Consider the following 14,528-nt stretch of genomic DNA (forward strand, 5'->3'; position numbering starts at 1 on the left):
AGCCTCGGGAGGTGTGCGCTGCCGGACGGACTCGTCGACCGGCGGGGTTTGGGAATTTCACGCGTCCCTGCGGCATAGGGCGATGCTGCCGCAGGTGAGCGCGGCGGCTGCGTACAAGGCCAGGACGCCCAGGCCTGGCCAGGGGGCTATGGGGAGAGCGTCGAGGTGGTGGGTGGCGGTGATGGATTGGCCTGCGGAGGCAGGGCCGAACGTGCGGATGTTGTCCTGCCAGGTGGGGCTGTTGACGAAGCCGGCAAGCAGGGGGAAGACGTACAGCAGGCCCAGTGCGGTGGTGATGGCGCCTGCGGTGTCGCGGAGGAGGAAGGCCAGTCCGAGGCTGAGGAGGGCGATCGCGACCAGGTAGAGGACCGCGCCGATGGCGGCGCGGGCCGTTGCGCCGTCGGTGAGGGAGATGGCGGGGTGGGCGAGCTTGTGGCCGCGGGTGGGCAGGATGAAGCGGGCGGCGAGGAGTGATCCGCCGACGGCCGGTACGGCGGTCGCCGTGGTGATGCCGGCGAGGAGCACTGCTTTTGCGGCCAGGACTCGGAGGCGGTCGGGTATGGCGGTGAGGGTCGTGTGGATGGTGCCGGTGGCGTATTCGTTGCAGGCCATCAGTACGCCGAGGACAGCCACGATGGCTTGGCCGATCCAGAGGCCGGTGAGTGCGGTGCGGACCTGATCCGGGTCGCAGCTGCCCGGAGGAGGGCAGTGTTCGGACGACAGGGCACCGGTTGCCGCCGCCCCCGCGGCAACGGTGGCTGCGGTGATGGCGGCGAGGAGCCACCATGTGCTGCTGAGGGTGCGGAGCTTGGTCCACTCGGCGTGGACGGCCGCGGGGAAGAGACGGAGCGGGTGCTGCCCGCGATGTGTGTGGTCGGGCGCCCGGGGGACGGCTGCCCGGGGCCGGTGGGCGGAGGAACGCTCGGTGATGGGCGCGGGCATGGGGGTCACACCTTCCGTCGCCGCAACTGCCAGACGGCGAGGGCGAGCAGGACGGCGGTGTAGGCGGCGAGCACGCCGAGGCCGGCGTAGGGGCCGTAGGTGTAGCACCCCTCCTCGGGAAGGCAGACGTTGTCGACTTGGGGCACCCGGTGCGTGGTGTTCTGGATGGAGAACCCGGCCATCGGCGTGGACTGGACGAGGAACCGGGCAGCGCCCAGGGGGAGTCCCGAGATCAGGATCTGGGGCAGCACCATGACCACGACGACCACGGCGATGCCTGCCGCGGTGTTGCGCAGCAGCGTCCCGACCGCGAGAGCGCAGACCGTGACCAGGGCCATCAGAACGCCGGTGCCCACCAGGGCGCGCAGTACCGAACCGTCGGACCACCTGGCCTCGGGGAACATGGGCGGCTTGAAGCCGTTGCCGCGGAGGATGCCGCGGGTGATGCCGAAGGACACCAGGGCCGCGAGGAGCCCGGCCACGAAGGTGACGGCACCCAGGACCACCGCCTTGGCGGCGAGCACGCGCCCGCGCCGGGGGCTGGCGGTGAAGGTCGTGAGGATCATGCCTCGGCGGAACTCGGCGGTGATGAACAGGACGCCGAGTGCGGCCAGCGGTATGAGCCCGGTCATCGTGCCGCGGAGACCTTGCTGGACCGGGTCCATATCCGGCTCGAGCGGGGCGATGTCGCCGGCGGCCGTGATGGTGTACGTGCCGTTGTCCGCAGTCGACGTGTTCGACGGCATACCGGGGAACGGGCCGTTGGGGGAGGAGGCAGCGCGCCGGACGTCGTCGGGGCGCAGCGTGCCGGTGACCCTGCCGTCTGCGGTGTAGTGGTCGAAGGTGGCCGTGGCCATGCCGAGTTCGCCGTTGACCTCGGTGGACGAGAACGAGCGGTTCATGGTGACGGCTTCCGGCGAGGTGGTGAACATGCCGACCTCGATGGTGTCGGACAGCCCGGCCGGCTTTGCCGAGCCGACCTTGTGCCAGGTCGCGCCGTCGGTGGATTCGTATCCGGTGAGGAGCGCGCCGGTGCGGGTCAGACGCAGCCAGCGCGGGGCGGCCGTGCCGGCCGAACTGCCCGCGGTGTCGCCGGTGAAGTCGTGTTGGAAGCGGACGCCGTGCCCCGGGGTGAGCATGATGGCCGCATATCCCGTGCCGGGCACCGTGGAGGCCTTGGCGATCAGCCCGGCCTTGGTCCACGGGGACAGGATCGGCGGACGGTCGGCATTCCGGCCCGGTGCCGGGACGATGCCGGCGACCCGCACGGTCACCGATCCGTCGCCGGTGAGCGACTGGTGGACGAACCGGAAGTTGTCGCGCACCGTGGTGCCGTCGGCGGAGACGGCGATCGTGTCCTCGCCGCCCGAGGTCTGGTTGCCTTGGGCGCTGAGCAGGGACGCCAGGATCGTCGCCAGCACGGCGCCGAGCAGCGTCAGCGACCAGCGCCGCACGGTGCGCAGCTTCGTCCACTCGGCGTGCAGCAGCTGCCGGAATCCGTCGCGGCCGCGGGACAGAGGCGAGGTGTAGCCGGTCGGCTGGGGATGCGGCGATGCGGTCGTTTCGGTGGTGCTCATGTCAGTCTTCCCCCGGGTGGTGGGCCAGGGCGGAGTCCCCGGCGGCGTGGAACTCGGTGCTGTCGCGGGTGAGTTCCATATAGGCCTCTTCGAGGGTCGCCCGATGGGCGCTGACCTCGGAGAACGGGATCGTGTGCGTGGTGAGCAGCGCGATGACGCGTTCGGCCGGCAGGTCGGTGACGGTCAGCGTGTCCCGCCCGGTGGCGGCCACGGCGGCGCCCTCGCCGGTCAGGACGGCGATCGCCTGGACGCGTGCTTCGGTGCGGACCGCGACGCGGTTTCCGGAGGCCGCGGCCAGCAGCTCCGCGACACCGGTTTCCGCGACCAGGCGCCCGCGCCCGACCACGACGAGATGGTCGGCGCTGTCCTCCAGTTCGCTCATGAGGTGGCTGGAGATCAGGACGGTGCGCCCCTCGGCGGCGAGGGAACGGAGCAGCCCGCGTATCCACCGGATCCCCTCCGGATCGAGCCCGTTGACCGGCTCGTCGAGCAGCAGCACCGGTGGGTCGCCGAGCAGGGCGGTGGCGATGCCCAGGCGCTGCCGCATGCCGAGCGAGTAGCCGCCGGCGCGCCGTCGCCCGGCCGAGGCGAGCCCTACCAGTTCGAGGAGTTCGTCGACTCGTCGGGCGGACAGGCCGTGCGAATGCGCGAGCCAGAGGAGATGGTCGCGGCCGCGCCGGTTCGGATGGATCGCGCCCGCATCGAGCAGCGCACCCACCTCGTACAAGGGGGTGCGCAGCGCGCGGTACGGGCGTCCGCCGATGTGCGCGTGCCCGCTGTCGGGGAGGTCGAGCCCGACGAGCATGCGCATGGTCGTCGACTTGCCGGCGCCGTTCGGCCCGACGAAACCGGTGACGTGGCCTGGGCGTGCGGTGAACGAGAGCCCGTCCACGGCGGGGGTCTGGCCGAACCGCTTGTGCAGCCCGGAGACTTCGATGGTCGTGTCCATGGCAGCGAGATTAGGAAGCCGGAGGGGTCCGGGTCGTCACGCGGGAGAGCAATCTTTGGCGTCGCGGGCGCGAGTGACGTTCGGCCGGGGGCGTAGCTCACACGAGGGACAGGAAAGATCTCTCCCAGGGGTGACGACGGTGGCGTTGCCGTCCCGAAAGAATGGCTGCTCCCCACCGATAAGCCGCACGACCCCCCGCACGAGACCCCACTCGGCACGGACATCGACACCGGCTGCGACGCCGGCGTAGGCGAGAGACGGCCCGGACAAGAGAGGAGGAAACCGCAATGTCACCCGACTTGGTGCCGCCGGACGCGTCGACGACGATGTCGTCCGAGCGGACGCCGGACCCGACGACCGCAACCGCAGCAGCCTTCACGACATCCCCCACGACATCCCCCACAACATCCCCCACGACATCCCCACCCGCGGGGACCTCCCCGCGCAGTCGCCGGGGCGTGGACCGATCGCGCCTGCGCCACCCGCGCTTCGTGCGCTGGTGGACCGTCGCGGACGGCCCGGCCGTCGCCGCGGCCCTCCTCGTGGCGGCGGCCGTGGTCGAGTTCACGGTCCGCTGGAACAGCCGCGGCTATGTCCCGGTGGGCGGCCTTGCCTCCGACCGGGTGTTCGGTCTCCTCCTCGCGGTGAGCGCGACATTGCCGGCCGGGTTGCTGCGCGCTTCGCCGGTGTCCGCGACGGTGCTGGTCACCACGACGAACGTCCTGGCGTTCGCGATCTTCGACGGGCCGACGGCCGCCGGGATCGCCGCCCAGCTGCTCGTCCTCTACCACGCGGGACGCCACGCGTCGCGGGTCCTGGCGATCGTGCCGGTTCCGGTGTTCGTCGGGTTCGCGATCGCCGCCGCGGTCGATGCGGACGTCGGCGAACGCATCCGCGCCGTCGTCATGGCGTCGTGCGTCTGCGTCGTCGCGGGGGCCGGCACCGCGCGCCGGGCCCAAGTGCAGGCACGCGAGTACAGCGCCGCGGCGCAAGCCATCGCCGACACGCTGCACGAGCATGCCGCGCGCGGCGAGCGCGCACGCATCGCGCGCGAACTCCACGACGTCGTCGCCCACCACATCTCGATGATCTCCGTGCAAGCCGAGACCGCGCGCCTGACCACGGCCGGGCTGCCGCCCGAAGGCGGCAAGCGGTTCCTGGCCATCGGCGACACCGCACGCGCGGCCCTCACCGAAATGCGCCGCCTGCTCGGTGTCCTCCGCGAAGACGCCGGAACGGGCAGCGGCCGCGCCCCGCAACCCGCTCTCGACCAGCTCGTCGACCTCGTCGACGACGCCCGCGACACGGCCGGCGCAGCCACCCGGCTCATCGTCCGCGGCCACGTCGTGCCCCTGGACCCCGGCATCGAACTCACCGCCTACCGCATCGTGCAGGAAGCCCTCACCAACGCCCGCCGCCACGCCCCGGGAGCCGCCGTCGACGTCGAACTGACCTATACCGCCGAGCGGCTGCTTCTGCGCATCCGCGACAACGGCCCCGGCCCGGGGGAGGCCACCACCGGCAGTCTCCAGCTCTCGGCCCAGGACCCCGCCGCCGGGCACGGCCTGGTCGGCATGCGGGAGCGCGCCGCCATGGTCGGCGGCACCTTCGAAGCCGGTGCGGCGGCCGGGGGAGGATTCGTCGTGGCGGCTACGCTTCCGGTGCCGGACAAGGGGGCGGGGTGAGTACGGACACAGCGATCCGGATCGTGGTGGTCGACGACCACGAAGTGGTGCGCGCGGGCTTCGCCGGACTTCTGGCGACCCAGGCGGACTTCGACGTGGTCGGCACGGCGGCCGACGGAGCCGCAGCGGTGCGGCTCTGCGCCGACCAGGCGCCGGATGTCGTCTTGATGGACGTCCGCATGCCCGGCTTGGACGGCATTGCCGCGACCGAGCGCATTCTGTCCGCGCGGTCAGCGGCGGGGGCGGGCGCGGACGGCGCGGACGGTGCTGCGGGCCGGTCGGGGCCCCGCGTGCTGATCCTGACCACGTTCGATCTCGACGAACACGTCTACGACGCGCTGGCCGCGGGCGCCAGCGGCTTTCTGCTCAAAGACGTCACCGCGGAACGCCTCTTCGACGCCGTCCGGGTGGTCGCCGCGGGGGAGGCGCTCCTGGCACCGACGGTCACCCGCCGCCTGATCGGCCAGTTCGCCCGCATGCGTCCTCGCGCCGAGGGCGGCACACCGCCCGAACTCGCCGCGCTCACCCCGCGCGAAACCGAAGTCCTCCGGCAACTCGCGACGGGCCGCTCCAACCCGGAGATCGCCATCCGCCTGTGCGTCACCGAGGAGACGGTGAAAACCCACGTCAGCCGCCTCCTCGCCAAACTCGGCCTCCGGGACCGGACCCAGGCCGTGGTGGCCGCGTACGAGTCGGGATTGATCACCCCAGGGGCGGGAGGATTTGGGCCGTGAGCGGGGCCGACGGCGCAAGGCCGCGGGCCTGTCGTGGCGACCTGATCCGAGGCGACAGGTAAAGGGGCCCAGCCATGTGGCCATGCGAAAACACGAATCAAGCAGCCTGCACGACGGGAAGTCGACCAAGGAACGAGCCGCGGGATGCGGCGTCGAGGAGTGCGCTGTGGTGGTCTCTGAGCAGCCCCTGAGGGGCAGTGAGTTCGAAGGTCGCGCAGTGGCCGGTTCGGCTGCGGTGGCCGCGCTCGCGGCACGTGACGACGTGTCGACGACTGGCGCCGACTGGTCCGCTCGTGCGAGGCGCGGTGGGTGCAGGATCGGGCCATGACGGAATGGTCGATGCTCGCGGACGCGTGTGGGTCGGCAGGGCATGTCCCCGCGGTGTTGGACCGGTTCGAGGCCGATGTGTGTGGCGGCTGGTCGGAGTTGATGGATCACCTGTGTCCTCGGTTGGACACCGCCTTCTCGGCGAGTTTTGCTGCGCTGCCTCGGCTTGCCGGGCTTGCGTCCAGTCGCCGCGGGGAGGAGCGCCAGTACGTGGTGCAGGCGGCGGGAGCGATCGTGGCCTGCGTGGTGAGCGGTGATGACGTGTTCGAGGACTTCTCGGCCCCGATTGCGGTGCTGCATCGGCTGGTTGACGAGTCGCTTCACGAGACTCCGGGCGCGGACAGCTACGTCGAGCTGGTGCAGTGCCTCCTGGCCTTCGAGGGGGTCGAGAGGTGGGACCGCTGCCTTGAGGGGCTGAACGCCGGGGAGTACGAAGTCGACTGCCCGTATTGCGGCGTCGGTCTTTTCATCGTGTTGCGCGACGACGCGTGCTTTGCGGCCAGTGGCGACTATGCGCTGCGTGAGGTGGCGACTACGCCCCTCCGCCCTTCGGTGCCGGGGGAGTTGGCGGGCTTGGGGGAGCGTTTGTACGTGCGGGCTGTGGGCGATGGACAACACCGCGTGGCGCGTGGGCTGACGTATCTGTTCGGGGAGGGGGACTGTCCCGACTGCGGGACGGGGTTCTCGGTTGCCGACCGGGTCGTGGGCTGCTGATGGCACGACCCGGTCGGCGGAGTGCGGGCGGAGGAGTGCAGACCGGTGTGGGCGAGGAAGTGGGTGGGAACGGCTGGGGCTCACGGGCTGTCGGTGGTGTCCGGCAGCAACCCCGGGTACTCGCCGGACCGGGCCAGGGCTAGGACCGCGTCCACGCGGTCCTGTGGTGCCGCGTACAGCGGGTGGCTGCGCAGCAGTTCTCCCACGTCGCGGAGGTGGGCGAGGCCGGCGGCGGTGTGCTCGGTCTCCGCCCGTTGGTGCGCGGCTTCCGCGTCAGGATGAGCCCGAGGATCATCCGCGTGGGAGATTCCCCTGCTTGGTTGGGTGTCCGCCGCATGCCCAGCCCCAGCCCTAGCCCCGGCCCCGGTCCCAGCCCCGGCCCCGGTCCCAGCCCCGGTCCCAGACCCAGCCCCAGCCCCGGTCCCAACCCCGGTACCTCCCCGCGCCCCGCTCCCCGGCAGGTGGCTGTTCCCGCCCGCGTCCTCACCCCCACCCACCGTCGGATGCCTCGCGTACACCGGCCCGCCCTCCCCGATGCGTCCCTTTGCCAGCGCGTATGTCACTCGGCGGCCGCACCGGCACGGTGCTGCCGCGTTCAGGAGGCCGCAGCGGTCGCGCATGGCGTTGCGGACTTGGCGGCGGGCGCGTTCCAGGCGTTTGCGGTAGGTGGCGGGGCTGGTGGCGAGTACCCAGGCGGCTTCGGTGCCGGTCAGTCCGATGACGTCGCCGAGGACGTAGGCCAGGCGGCCGGGTTCGTCGAGGCACTGGAGGAGGGCCTGGGTGCAGAGCAGGCGGATCTCCTCGGCGAGGAGGTCGCCGTCGGGGCCTTCGTAGGCGGGGGTGGCCAATCCGTCGAGGAGGTCTTGGCGGTAGGTGTCGAATGTGAGGAGTTCGCGGCGCTGGCGTTTGCCGTGGTTCACCAGGTGGTTGACGGCGATGCGGTAGGCCCAGGTGAGGAGGGCGGCTTCGCCGTGGAAGGTGCTCAGGCGGGTGAGGATCCGGATGAGGATCTCCTGTACGGCGTCCTCGGCGTCGGGTGGTCGGCCGGTCATGCGCAGGGCCAGGCGGTAGACGGGGTCTTGGACGCGTTTGACGATCTCGGCCAGTGCGTCCTGGTCGCCGTCGACGGCGCGGGTGGCGAGGGTGAGGTCGGTGTCGTTCATGCGGTCTCCTTGAGCCAGCGGGCGACCGCTGCGCCGATCCGGGGGCCGACCTGTTCCGGGGCGTGGTGGCCGGCTTCGCCGACGTCCTCGGTCCGGAGGTTGGCGGCGTTGTCGCGGGCCCAGGCGATGGCGGCGGTGGAGCCGAGGCCGACTTCGGGGGTGACGGTCATGAGCAGTTTCGGCACGTCCGCCGAGTCGCGCATCCAGCGGCCGTAGGCGGTGACGCGCTCGGTCACGTCCGCCGGTTCGCCGTCCAGGGGGAATTCGCGGGCCCACTGGAGCATCGGGCGGCGGGAGTCCGGGTCGGGGCAGGTTGCGCGGTAGATGTCGAGGTCCGCTTCGGTGATGTCGGGGACCAAGCGCCGCAAGTTGCCTTCGATGAAGAGGTTCTGGTCGAGGATCATGTCCTCGCCGACTCCCGGGGTGCGGGCCGCGCGGAAGAAGTCGAGGGCGACGGGCGTCATTTCCGCGGAGTCCACCGGGCGGAGGAAGGTCTCGACGAGGGCGATGCCGCGGACGCGGTTCGCGCCGTGCCGGGTTGCCCAGTCCTGCGCCAGCGCGCCGCCCCAGTCGTGCCCGACGAATACGAGCGGTCCGTCCGGGACGACGGTGTCCAGCCATGCCGCCAGGTAGCGGGCGTGGTCGGCGAAGCGGTACGCGGAGTCCGGCTTGCCGGAGTCGCCCATGCCGATGAGGTCCGGGGCGAGGCAGCGGGCCTCGCGGGCGACCTGGGGGAGCGTGGTCCGCCACAGGTGGGACGAGGTCGGGTTCCCGTGCAGGAACACCACCGTCGGTCCCGAGGCGCCCGCCGAGCGGTGCGTCATCCACGAGTCCAGGACCGTGGTGGTGGTGAGAGCGTTGTGCTGTTCCATGGGTGTCCTCCCAGTGTCGTGACGGTGCTCGTGGCGCCGTCTTCCGACCGACAAGGGATTGGACAGGTCTCGACGGCCCGGTGTGACCGGACCGCGGAAGAAGTTTTCGTGTGGTGGGTGGGGGCGGACGGGTCGGGGCTGCCCGGGGGCACGCTCACGTGCCCGCCGGCCGCGCACAGGCGCGGGCACGCCCCCCCACCGGCCGCGTCGGCGATCAGCCGATCACGGTCCCCGGCGCCACGCAGTCCGGGTGGCGGCGCAGCGCACGGCGCGCGTAGTAGGCGAACGTGGCCCGGTGGCGCTGCGGTGTGGACGTCCAGTCGTGTGCCTCGCGGGCCAGGTCGTCCGGCAGGGGTCTGATGGTGCCGGCGGACATGGCGAGGAGTTGCATGCGGGCGGCGCGTTCGATGAGGACGGCGAGGTTGCAGGCTTCCTCGACGGTGCGCCCGGCGACGAGTTGGCCGTGGTGGGCCAGCAGGACGGCGCGTTTGTCGCCGAGCGCGGCGCTGATGATCTCGCCTTCCTCGTTGCCGACGGGGATGCCGGGCCAGGTGGGGAGGAACGCGCAGTCGTCGTACAGCGGCGTGGTGTCCATCTGCGACACGATCAGCGGCACCTCGAGCATGGCGAGGGAGGCGGCGTGCAGCGGGTGGGTGTGCACGATGCAGGTGACGTCTTCGCGGGCCCGGTAGATCCACGAGTGGAAGCGGTTGGCCGGGTTGGGCATCCCGTCGCCTTCGAGGACTTGGAGGTCTTCGTCGACGAGGAGGAGGTTGTCCTCGGTGACTTCGTCGAAGCCGTAGCCGAGGCGTTGGGTGTAGTAGGTGCCGGGGCGGTTGCCGCGTGCGGTGATCTGGCCGGCGAGGCCGGAGTCGTGTCCGGCGTCGAACAGGACGCGGCACGTGAGGGCGAGCTTCTGACGGACGGTCAGGCTGCTGTCGCCGAACTCCTCGGCCATGCGGCGTGCGGCGCGGTCGACCAGGACGTGTTTGGGATCGTCGAGTGAGTTCGCCATCGTGTCTCCCCCTGCGGGCGCCGGGACTTCCGGCGTCCCGGTCTGCTGCCGGCCGGGCCCGGCCACACGGCGCGGCCCGGAAACAAGGAGGACTGTATGACAAGGCGAGCCCGCGGCGCCGTGTGGTTTCGAAGCCCGAGAAGCCCGAGAAGCCCGAGAAGCCCACGTCACCCGCGACGCCGACGACGCCCCAGACCCTCACCCCGCCTACAGCGCCTCCGCCAACCTTCGCATCGCCGCCGCAGCGGCCTGGAGTTCGTCGGGTGTCCAGTCGTGGACGCGTTCCGCCAAGGCACCGCGCAGTTCGGTGCGGATGGCGACGCAGGCGTCCCACCCGGGTGCGGTCGGGCGGACGATGACCACGCGGCGGTCCGCGCGGGTTGCGGTGCGCGTGATCCACCCGCGGGTCTGGAGGACGGCGAGCGCGCGCGACGTGTGTGAGGCGTGCGCGACGACGCTGTGCGCCAGGTCGCCGACCCGGCTGCCCTCCCGCCGCAGGTGCAGCATCAGGCGGAAGGCCAGCAGGTCGAGGCCGTGCCGATCGGCGAGGCGCTGTTCGATGCGGCTGTAGGCCATCCGCCGCGACGCCTCGCCGAACGCCTCGAAGAACACCGCCACCGGGTCGGTGGGTTCGTCGCCGAACGTGGCCCCGAGCCCTCCCGCCGCCGCCTCGGCGGCGCGGGCGGACGAGGCCGCGTCACCGTCCCGCGCGTCCGTTCCCGAAGCCCGTGCCGCCAACGTCCCCTGCCCTTCAGCCCTGTGCCGCCAGGTCTTCTTCCGGGACAGGCTGCCACACCACTCCGTTGATGGCGCCGCCGCCGTCGACGAACAGGGTGTTGCCGGTGACGTAGCGGGAGTCGTCGGAGGCGAGGAACAGTGCCACGCCGCCGATGTCGGACTCGGGGTCGCCCATGCGGCCCATGGGGTTCATTGCTTCGGCGGCCGCCGCCTGCTCCGGGTTGGCCGCGGCGTAGGCCGCGAACGCCTCGGTCTTGGCGCCCGGGCAGATGACGTTGGCGCGGATCTGGTGCTGGGCCCATTCGCGGGCGGCCGAGCGCGTGTAGGCGCGCAGGGCTTCCTTGCCGACGTTGTACTCGGCCGTGTACATGTGCGCGTTGACGCCGTTGAGCGAGCAGATGTTGATGATCGACCCGCCGCCTGCGTCCCGCATCGGGGCGAACGCGGCCTGCATGGTCCAGCGTCCCGCCCACAGCGCCATGGTGAGGCCGTGGTCGATCTGCGCGTCGGTCTTGTTCTCCAGCCGGTTGACGCGGCCGCCGCCCCAGGCGTTGTTCACCAGGACGTCGATGCGCCCCCACTCCGTGACCGTGTCGGCGACCAGGCTTGTCGCGAACTCCCGGTCGGTGACGTCGCCGACCCGGACCAGCGTCGCGACGCCGAACTCGGCTTCGAGCGCGCGGGCGGTGTCCCGCGCGGGTGCCTCGCGGATGTCGTTGACGACGACGCGGCATCCTTCGCGGGCGAACCGGCGTGCGATGCCCTTGCCGATGCCCGCACCCGATCCGGTGACGACCGCGACGCGGCCGTCCAGACGTCCTGTCATGGCGGCGGTGCTCCCTTGCCTCGAACCGTCCGGGGTTCCTCGAACGGCTTCGAAATATGTACCTGACGTAACTATCCGAGAATGGTTGACAAAGTCAATGGGTCTGTCGGCTGTGGCGCCGCTCCCGGCCGCCCCCGCCTCGGCGGCTACGATCACCATCCGACGCAGAGGCAAGGCGAAGGCAGGCGATGGCAGACCCGAAGACCACACGTCCGGCCGAGGACGCGGACGCCGACCCGGCCGGCGCCGGCCGCCCGGACGACGCCGCCTGGCTGGCCGTCCTCATCCCGCCGCTCCGCGACCTGGTCCGTGCCGCCCGCGACGACCGCCTGCTCGACCGCGTCGGCAAGGAAGCCCGCGCGGACGTCCCCGCACACCTGGTGCTCGCGCTCACCCGCATCGGCGACTTCCAGCCGATCCGCCTCGGCGACCTCGCCGACCAGATGGAAGTCGGCCGCACCACCCTCAGCCGCCAGGTGACCGACCTGGTCGCCGCCGGCCTGGTCCGGCGCATCCCCGACCCGCAGGACGCCCGCGCCGCGACCCTCGAACTCACCCCGAAGGGTGCCCGCACGCTGCGCCGCATCTGGGACGCGTGGGCCCGCCTCCTCGGCAACGCCACCGCCGACTGGGACTCCGCCGACCGCGACCGCATCCCGCAGCTGCTCGACGACCTCGCCCGCGCCCTCACCGCGATGGCCGACGGCCGCTGACGCGCGCTTCCCCGAGTACGCCCCGGAAACGCGTCGGGCGGTGCCGCCGACCCCGCAAGGCCGACGGCACCGCCCGAACCGCACATCTCCGCACCCGCCGCAGCGCCGCGTTCCCGCGGCACCCTCAGCGGCCTCCGTCAGGCATCGTCCTTCTCGCCGATGACCGACTCCACCGTGATCCAGTCCGGCGGCATCGACGGCGGCGTCTTCCAGAAGATGTCGAGCTTGCAGATCAGCCCGGCATCGTCGAGCTCCAGGTAGTTCGCGAACCGCATCGCCAGCGGCTCCTCGCCCGGCGCGTACGTGATGATCTCGACGGCCTCGTTGAACGCGAAGCGCCCGTCCTCGCTCAAAAACGTGAAGCGCGACTGGAGTTCGTGGGTCTGCGTGCGCCCGATCACGCCGGACACGAACGCGATGTACGCGTCCTTGCCCCGGCAGGTGTCCTCCTCGTTGTCGCGCATGCCGATCCGCACGAAGTCGTCGGCCAGCGTGGACGCCACCAAGTCCCAGTCGTGGCTGTCGACGCCGCGCCAGAAGTCGGCGACCGTCTGCGCGCGCTTGTCCCGATCCGTCATTCCCGCACCACCCATCCCGAGTCTTCCAGACAGCTTTGTGGAAAGCTGTTTCTTGAATCGCAAACCCGTTACGCCAGCGGCTGCAACGCGTGATGCGTCGTCATCGCGGAGCCCGCCGGGCCCAGCATCTGGTGCGCACGCCACAAGCGGCGGTGGAACAGCGGCACCAGCGCTTCGTCCGACCGGCCGTCGTCGGCCAGCACGAACTCCTCCAAGGCCGCGTCGCCTTCCTGCCACGTCCGCGGCCGCCGGCCCAGCAGCGGCACGAGATCGTCGAGATCCGCCTCGGCACACGCGCGGCCGATCTCGTCGACCCGCCGGATGTGCCGCGCCAGCCGGAACAACCGCCGCTGCTCGTAGTCGCCCGACCGCAGCGACTCGACCAGGTGCCGCCCCGGCACCGCCGCCGCCGACACCTCGGCCTCCGGCAGCTCCACCGGCGCCAGTTCGACCCCCTGGTACTCGGCGAGCGCCTCCACCGCGAACAGGTTCGTCTCGTGGCACCACTGCAGGTTCGTCATGTAGTCCGACCCCGGCGGCGGGTCGGCGAGCGCTGCATGGAACGCCAGCTGATTCGACAGCGTGAACGCGAAGTGGTGGTGCTGGATGGCCTCCAGGTCGACCGGAGTGCCCGACAGTTCCTCGTACTTGGCGTACATGCGGCGGAAGTCGCCGTAGCCGATGATCGTGTCGCGCATGCGGTACGCGGCGAGGTCCATCAACGGGTCGCCGATGTGCGCGAGTTCGAGATCGAGGACGGCCGTGATGCGCTGCCCGTCGTGGTGGAACTGGCCCGAGTCCCACACCACCACCGACCGGCGGCCCCGCATGTCGAGCGGGTGGCGCCGCAGCCAGCCGAGGCAGAACTCCAGGAACGGATCCGGCCGCTTCTTCGACGACCGGTACCAGCGCTCGTAGCCGCCCATGCCGTCGCCCTGCACGCCGGCTGCCTCGAACGGCGCCGGATCCAGCGCGTGGATCTCCGCCAGGATGCCGAGATAGTCGTCCATCACCGCATCGCGCTGCGCATCACCGCACCCGGCGAAGTCGACCTGCCCGTCGACCCGGTCCATGACGTAGGCGCGCGGATCGTCGATCCAGCCGTACACGGCGGGCACCCGAATGCCCCGCTCGTTCAGCAGCCGCTGGACGAGCATCTCGTGTTCGAGCGGGTAGATCCCGGGATAGTCGGTCCGGTCCCCGCGCACGCACAACCGCAGCCGCGTCCCGTCGCCCCGCGTCACGTCGGCAAACCACACCGGCCGCCACCGCGCCTGCCGCTCGAGCCGGTCGACCCGCCCGAGATGCTTCTCCAACCACGCCCGGATCCGCTCTTCCACTGCACCCTCCCGGCACCCCGAAACCCCACACCAAGCAGCCCGGCCACCCAAGCATTGTTGTGTCAATCATGCAACTATCTCGGGCGGGGGAGCCCGGCCGCGGAGGTGTCGAGCCACCCGCGAACCGCTCGGAGTCGCACCCGAGCCTGAGGACACGAGCCGCGCAACAGCCGCTCCGAGTCGCGCGCTCGAGCGTGGGGGCGAGCCGCCGCAGCAGCCAGGCTGAGTCACGCTCGCGCACAGCACGCGCCCCGCCCGCAAGCCGAGCCCGGGCACGAGTCGACCCGGACAACCGCACGCCTGTGCCGCCCTCCCCGCGCCCGCGCTGCACGCCACACCCGCGAGAAGCGAGAAG

General features: G+C 71.5%; 14 protein-coding genes. 4 read left to right on the forward strand and 10 right to left on the reverse strand.

Annotated features, from left to right (window positions below; all coding sequences use genetic code 11):
• Positions 1-57: 57 nt before the first annotated feature.
• Genes ABEA93_RS16385 through ABEA93_RS16395 form a run of 3 tightly spaced genes read right to left on the reverse strand, consistent with a single transcriptional unit; the run spans position 58 to position 3,468 of the window.
• The gene (locus ABEA93_RS16385) at positions 58-942 is read right to left on the reverse strand and encodes an ABC transporter permease (protein ID WP_345676278.1); all 885 of its coding nucleotides are present in this window, start codon (positions 940-942) and stop codon (positions 58-60) included.
• Positions 943-947: 5 nt separating this feature from the next.
• Complete coding sequence (locus ABEA93_RS16390) at positions 948-2,519, reverse strand: ABC transporter permease subunit (RefSeq protein ID WP_345676279.1); 1,572 nt, start codon at positions 2,517-2,519, stop codon at positions 948-950.
• Between the two features lies 1 nt (position 2,520).
• Positions 2,521-3,468, reverse strand: a complete 948-nt coding sequence (locus ABEA93_RS16395; protein ID WP_345676280.1) for an ABC transporter ATP-binding protein — start codon at positions 3,466-3,468, stop codon at positions 2,521-2,523.
• A gap of 458 nt (positions 3,469-3,926) precedes the next feature.
• On the opposite strand from ABEA93_RS16395, the gene ABEA93_RS16400 reads away from it, so the two are divergent.
• The 3 genes from ABEA93_RS16400 to ABEA93_RS16410 all read left to right on the forward strand — a co-directional run bounded on the left by ABEA93_RS16400 (position 3,927) and on the right by ABEA93_RS16410 (position 6,928).
• On the forward strand, positions 3,927-5,153 hold the full coding sequence (locus ABEA93_RS16400; protein ID WP_345676281.1) for a sensor histidine kinase: 1,227 nt from the start codon (positions 3,927-3,929) through the stop codon (positions 5,151-5,153).
• Entirely contained in the window at positions 5,150-5,887 is a 738-nt protein-coding gene (locus tag ABEA93_RS16405; RefSeq protein WP_345676282.1) for a response regulator, read from the forward strand. Before ABEA93_RS16400 ends, ABEA93_RS16405 begins: the two co-directional genes overlap by 4 nt.
• Positions 5,888-6,211: 324 nt before the next feature.
• A complete protein-coding gene (locus ABEA93_RS16410) occupies positions 6,212-6,928 on the forward strand; it encodes a hypothetical protein (protein ID WP_345676283.1) in 717 nt (238 codons plus the stop codon).
• Positions 6,929-7,008: 80 nt separating this feature from the next.
• On the opposite strand, the gene ABEA93_RS16415 is transcribed toward ABEA93_RS16410, so the two are convergent.
• From ABEA93_RS16415 to ABEA93_RS16435, 5 genes are all read right to left on the reverse strand, one after another.
• A complete protein-coding gene (locus ABEA93_RS16415; RefSeq protein WP_345676284.1) occupies positions 7,009-8,091 on the reverse strand; it encodes an RNA polymerase sigma factor in 1,083 nt (360 codons plus the stop codon).
• Positions 8,088-8,963 carry a haloalkane dehalogenase gene (locus ABEA93_RS16420; RefSeq protein WP_345676285.1) on the reverse strand — a complete coding sequence of 292 codons (876 nt, stop codon included), beginning with the start codon at positions 8,961-8,963 and terminating at the stop codon, positions 8,088-8,090. The genes ABEA93_RS16415 and ABEA93_RS16420 overlap by 4 nt, the downstream gene beginning before the upstream one ends.
• A 214-nt stretch (positions 8,964-9,177) precedes the next feature.
• Complete coding sequence (locus tag ABEA93_RS16425) at positions 9,178-9,978, reverse strand: aldolase (RefSeq protein ID WP_345676286.1); 801 nt, start codon at positions 9,976-9,978, stop codon at positions 9,178-9,180.
• A gap of 207 nt (positions 9,979-10,185) precedes the next feature.
• Positions 10,186-10,716, reverse strand: coding sequence for a MarR family winged helix-turn-helix transcriptional regulator (locus tag ABEA93_RS16430; RefSeq protein WP_345676287.1), 531 nt, complete (start codon positions 10,714-10,716; stop codon positions 10,186-10,188).
• 13 nt (positions 10,717-10,729) lie between these two features.
• Complete coding sequence (locus ABEA93_RS16435; RefSeq protein WP_345676288.1) at positions 10,730-11,542, reverse strand: SDR family NAD(P)-dependent oxidoreductase; 813 nt, start codon at positions 11,540-11,542, stop codon at positions 10,730-10,732.
• Positions 11,543-11,730: 188 nt separating this feature from the next.
• Between ABEA93_RS16435 and ABEA93_RS16440 the strand changes: the two genes are divergently transcribed.
• Positions 11,731-12,255 carry a MarR family winged helix-turn-helix transcriptional regulator gene (locus ABEA93_RS16440; RefSeq protein ID WP_345676289.1) on the forward strand — a complete coding sequence of 175 codons (525 nt, stop codon included), beginning with the start codon at positions 11,731-11,733 and terminating at the stop codon, positions 12,253-12,255.
• A 137-nt stretch (positions 12,256-12,392) separates the two neighbouring features.
• Here ABEA93_RS16440 and ABEA93_RS16445 read toward each other — a convergent pair whose 3' ends face one another.
• Both ABEA93_RS16445 and ABEA93_RS16450 read right to left on the reverse strand, forming a co-directional pair.
• Positions 12,393-12,833: a nuclear transport factor 2 family protein gene (locus tag ABEA93_RS16445; RefSeq protein ID WP_345676290.1), complete on the reverse strand. Its 441-nt coding sequence runs from the start codon at positions 12,831-12,833 to the stop codon at positions 12,393-12,395.
• Between the two features lie 68 nt (positions 12,834-12,901).
• Positions 12,902-14,173 carry a phosphotransferase gene (locus tag ABEA93_RS16450; RefSeq protein ID WP_345676291.1) on the reverse strand — a complete coding sequence of 424 codons (1,272 nt, stop codon included), beginning with the start codon at positions 14,171-14,173 and terminating at the stop codon, positions 12,902-12,904.
• Positions 14,174-14,528 lie beyond the last annotated feature (355 nt).

It is taken from the genome of Yinghuangia aomiensis, from assembly GCF_039542225.1.
GTDB lineage: Bacteria > Actinomycetota > Actinomycetes > Streptomycetales > Streptomycetaceae > Yinghuangia > Yinghuangia aomiensis.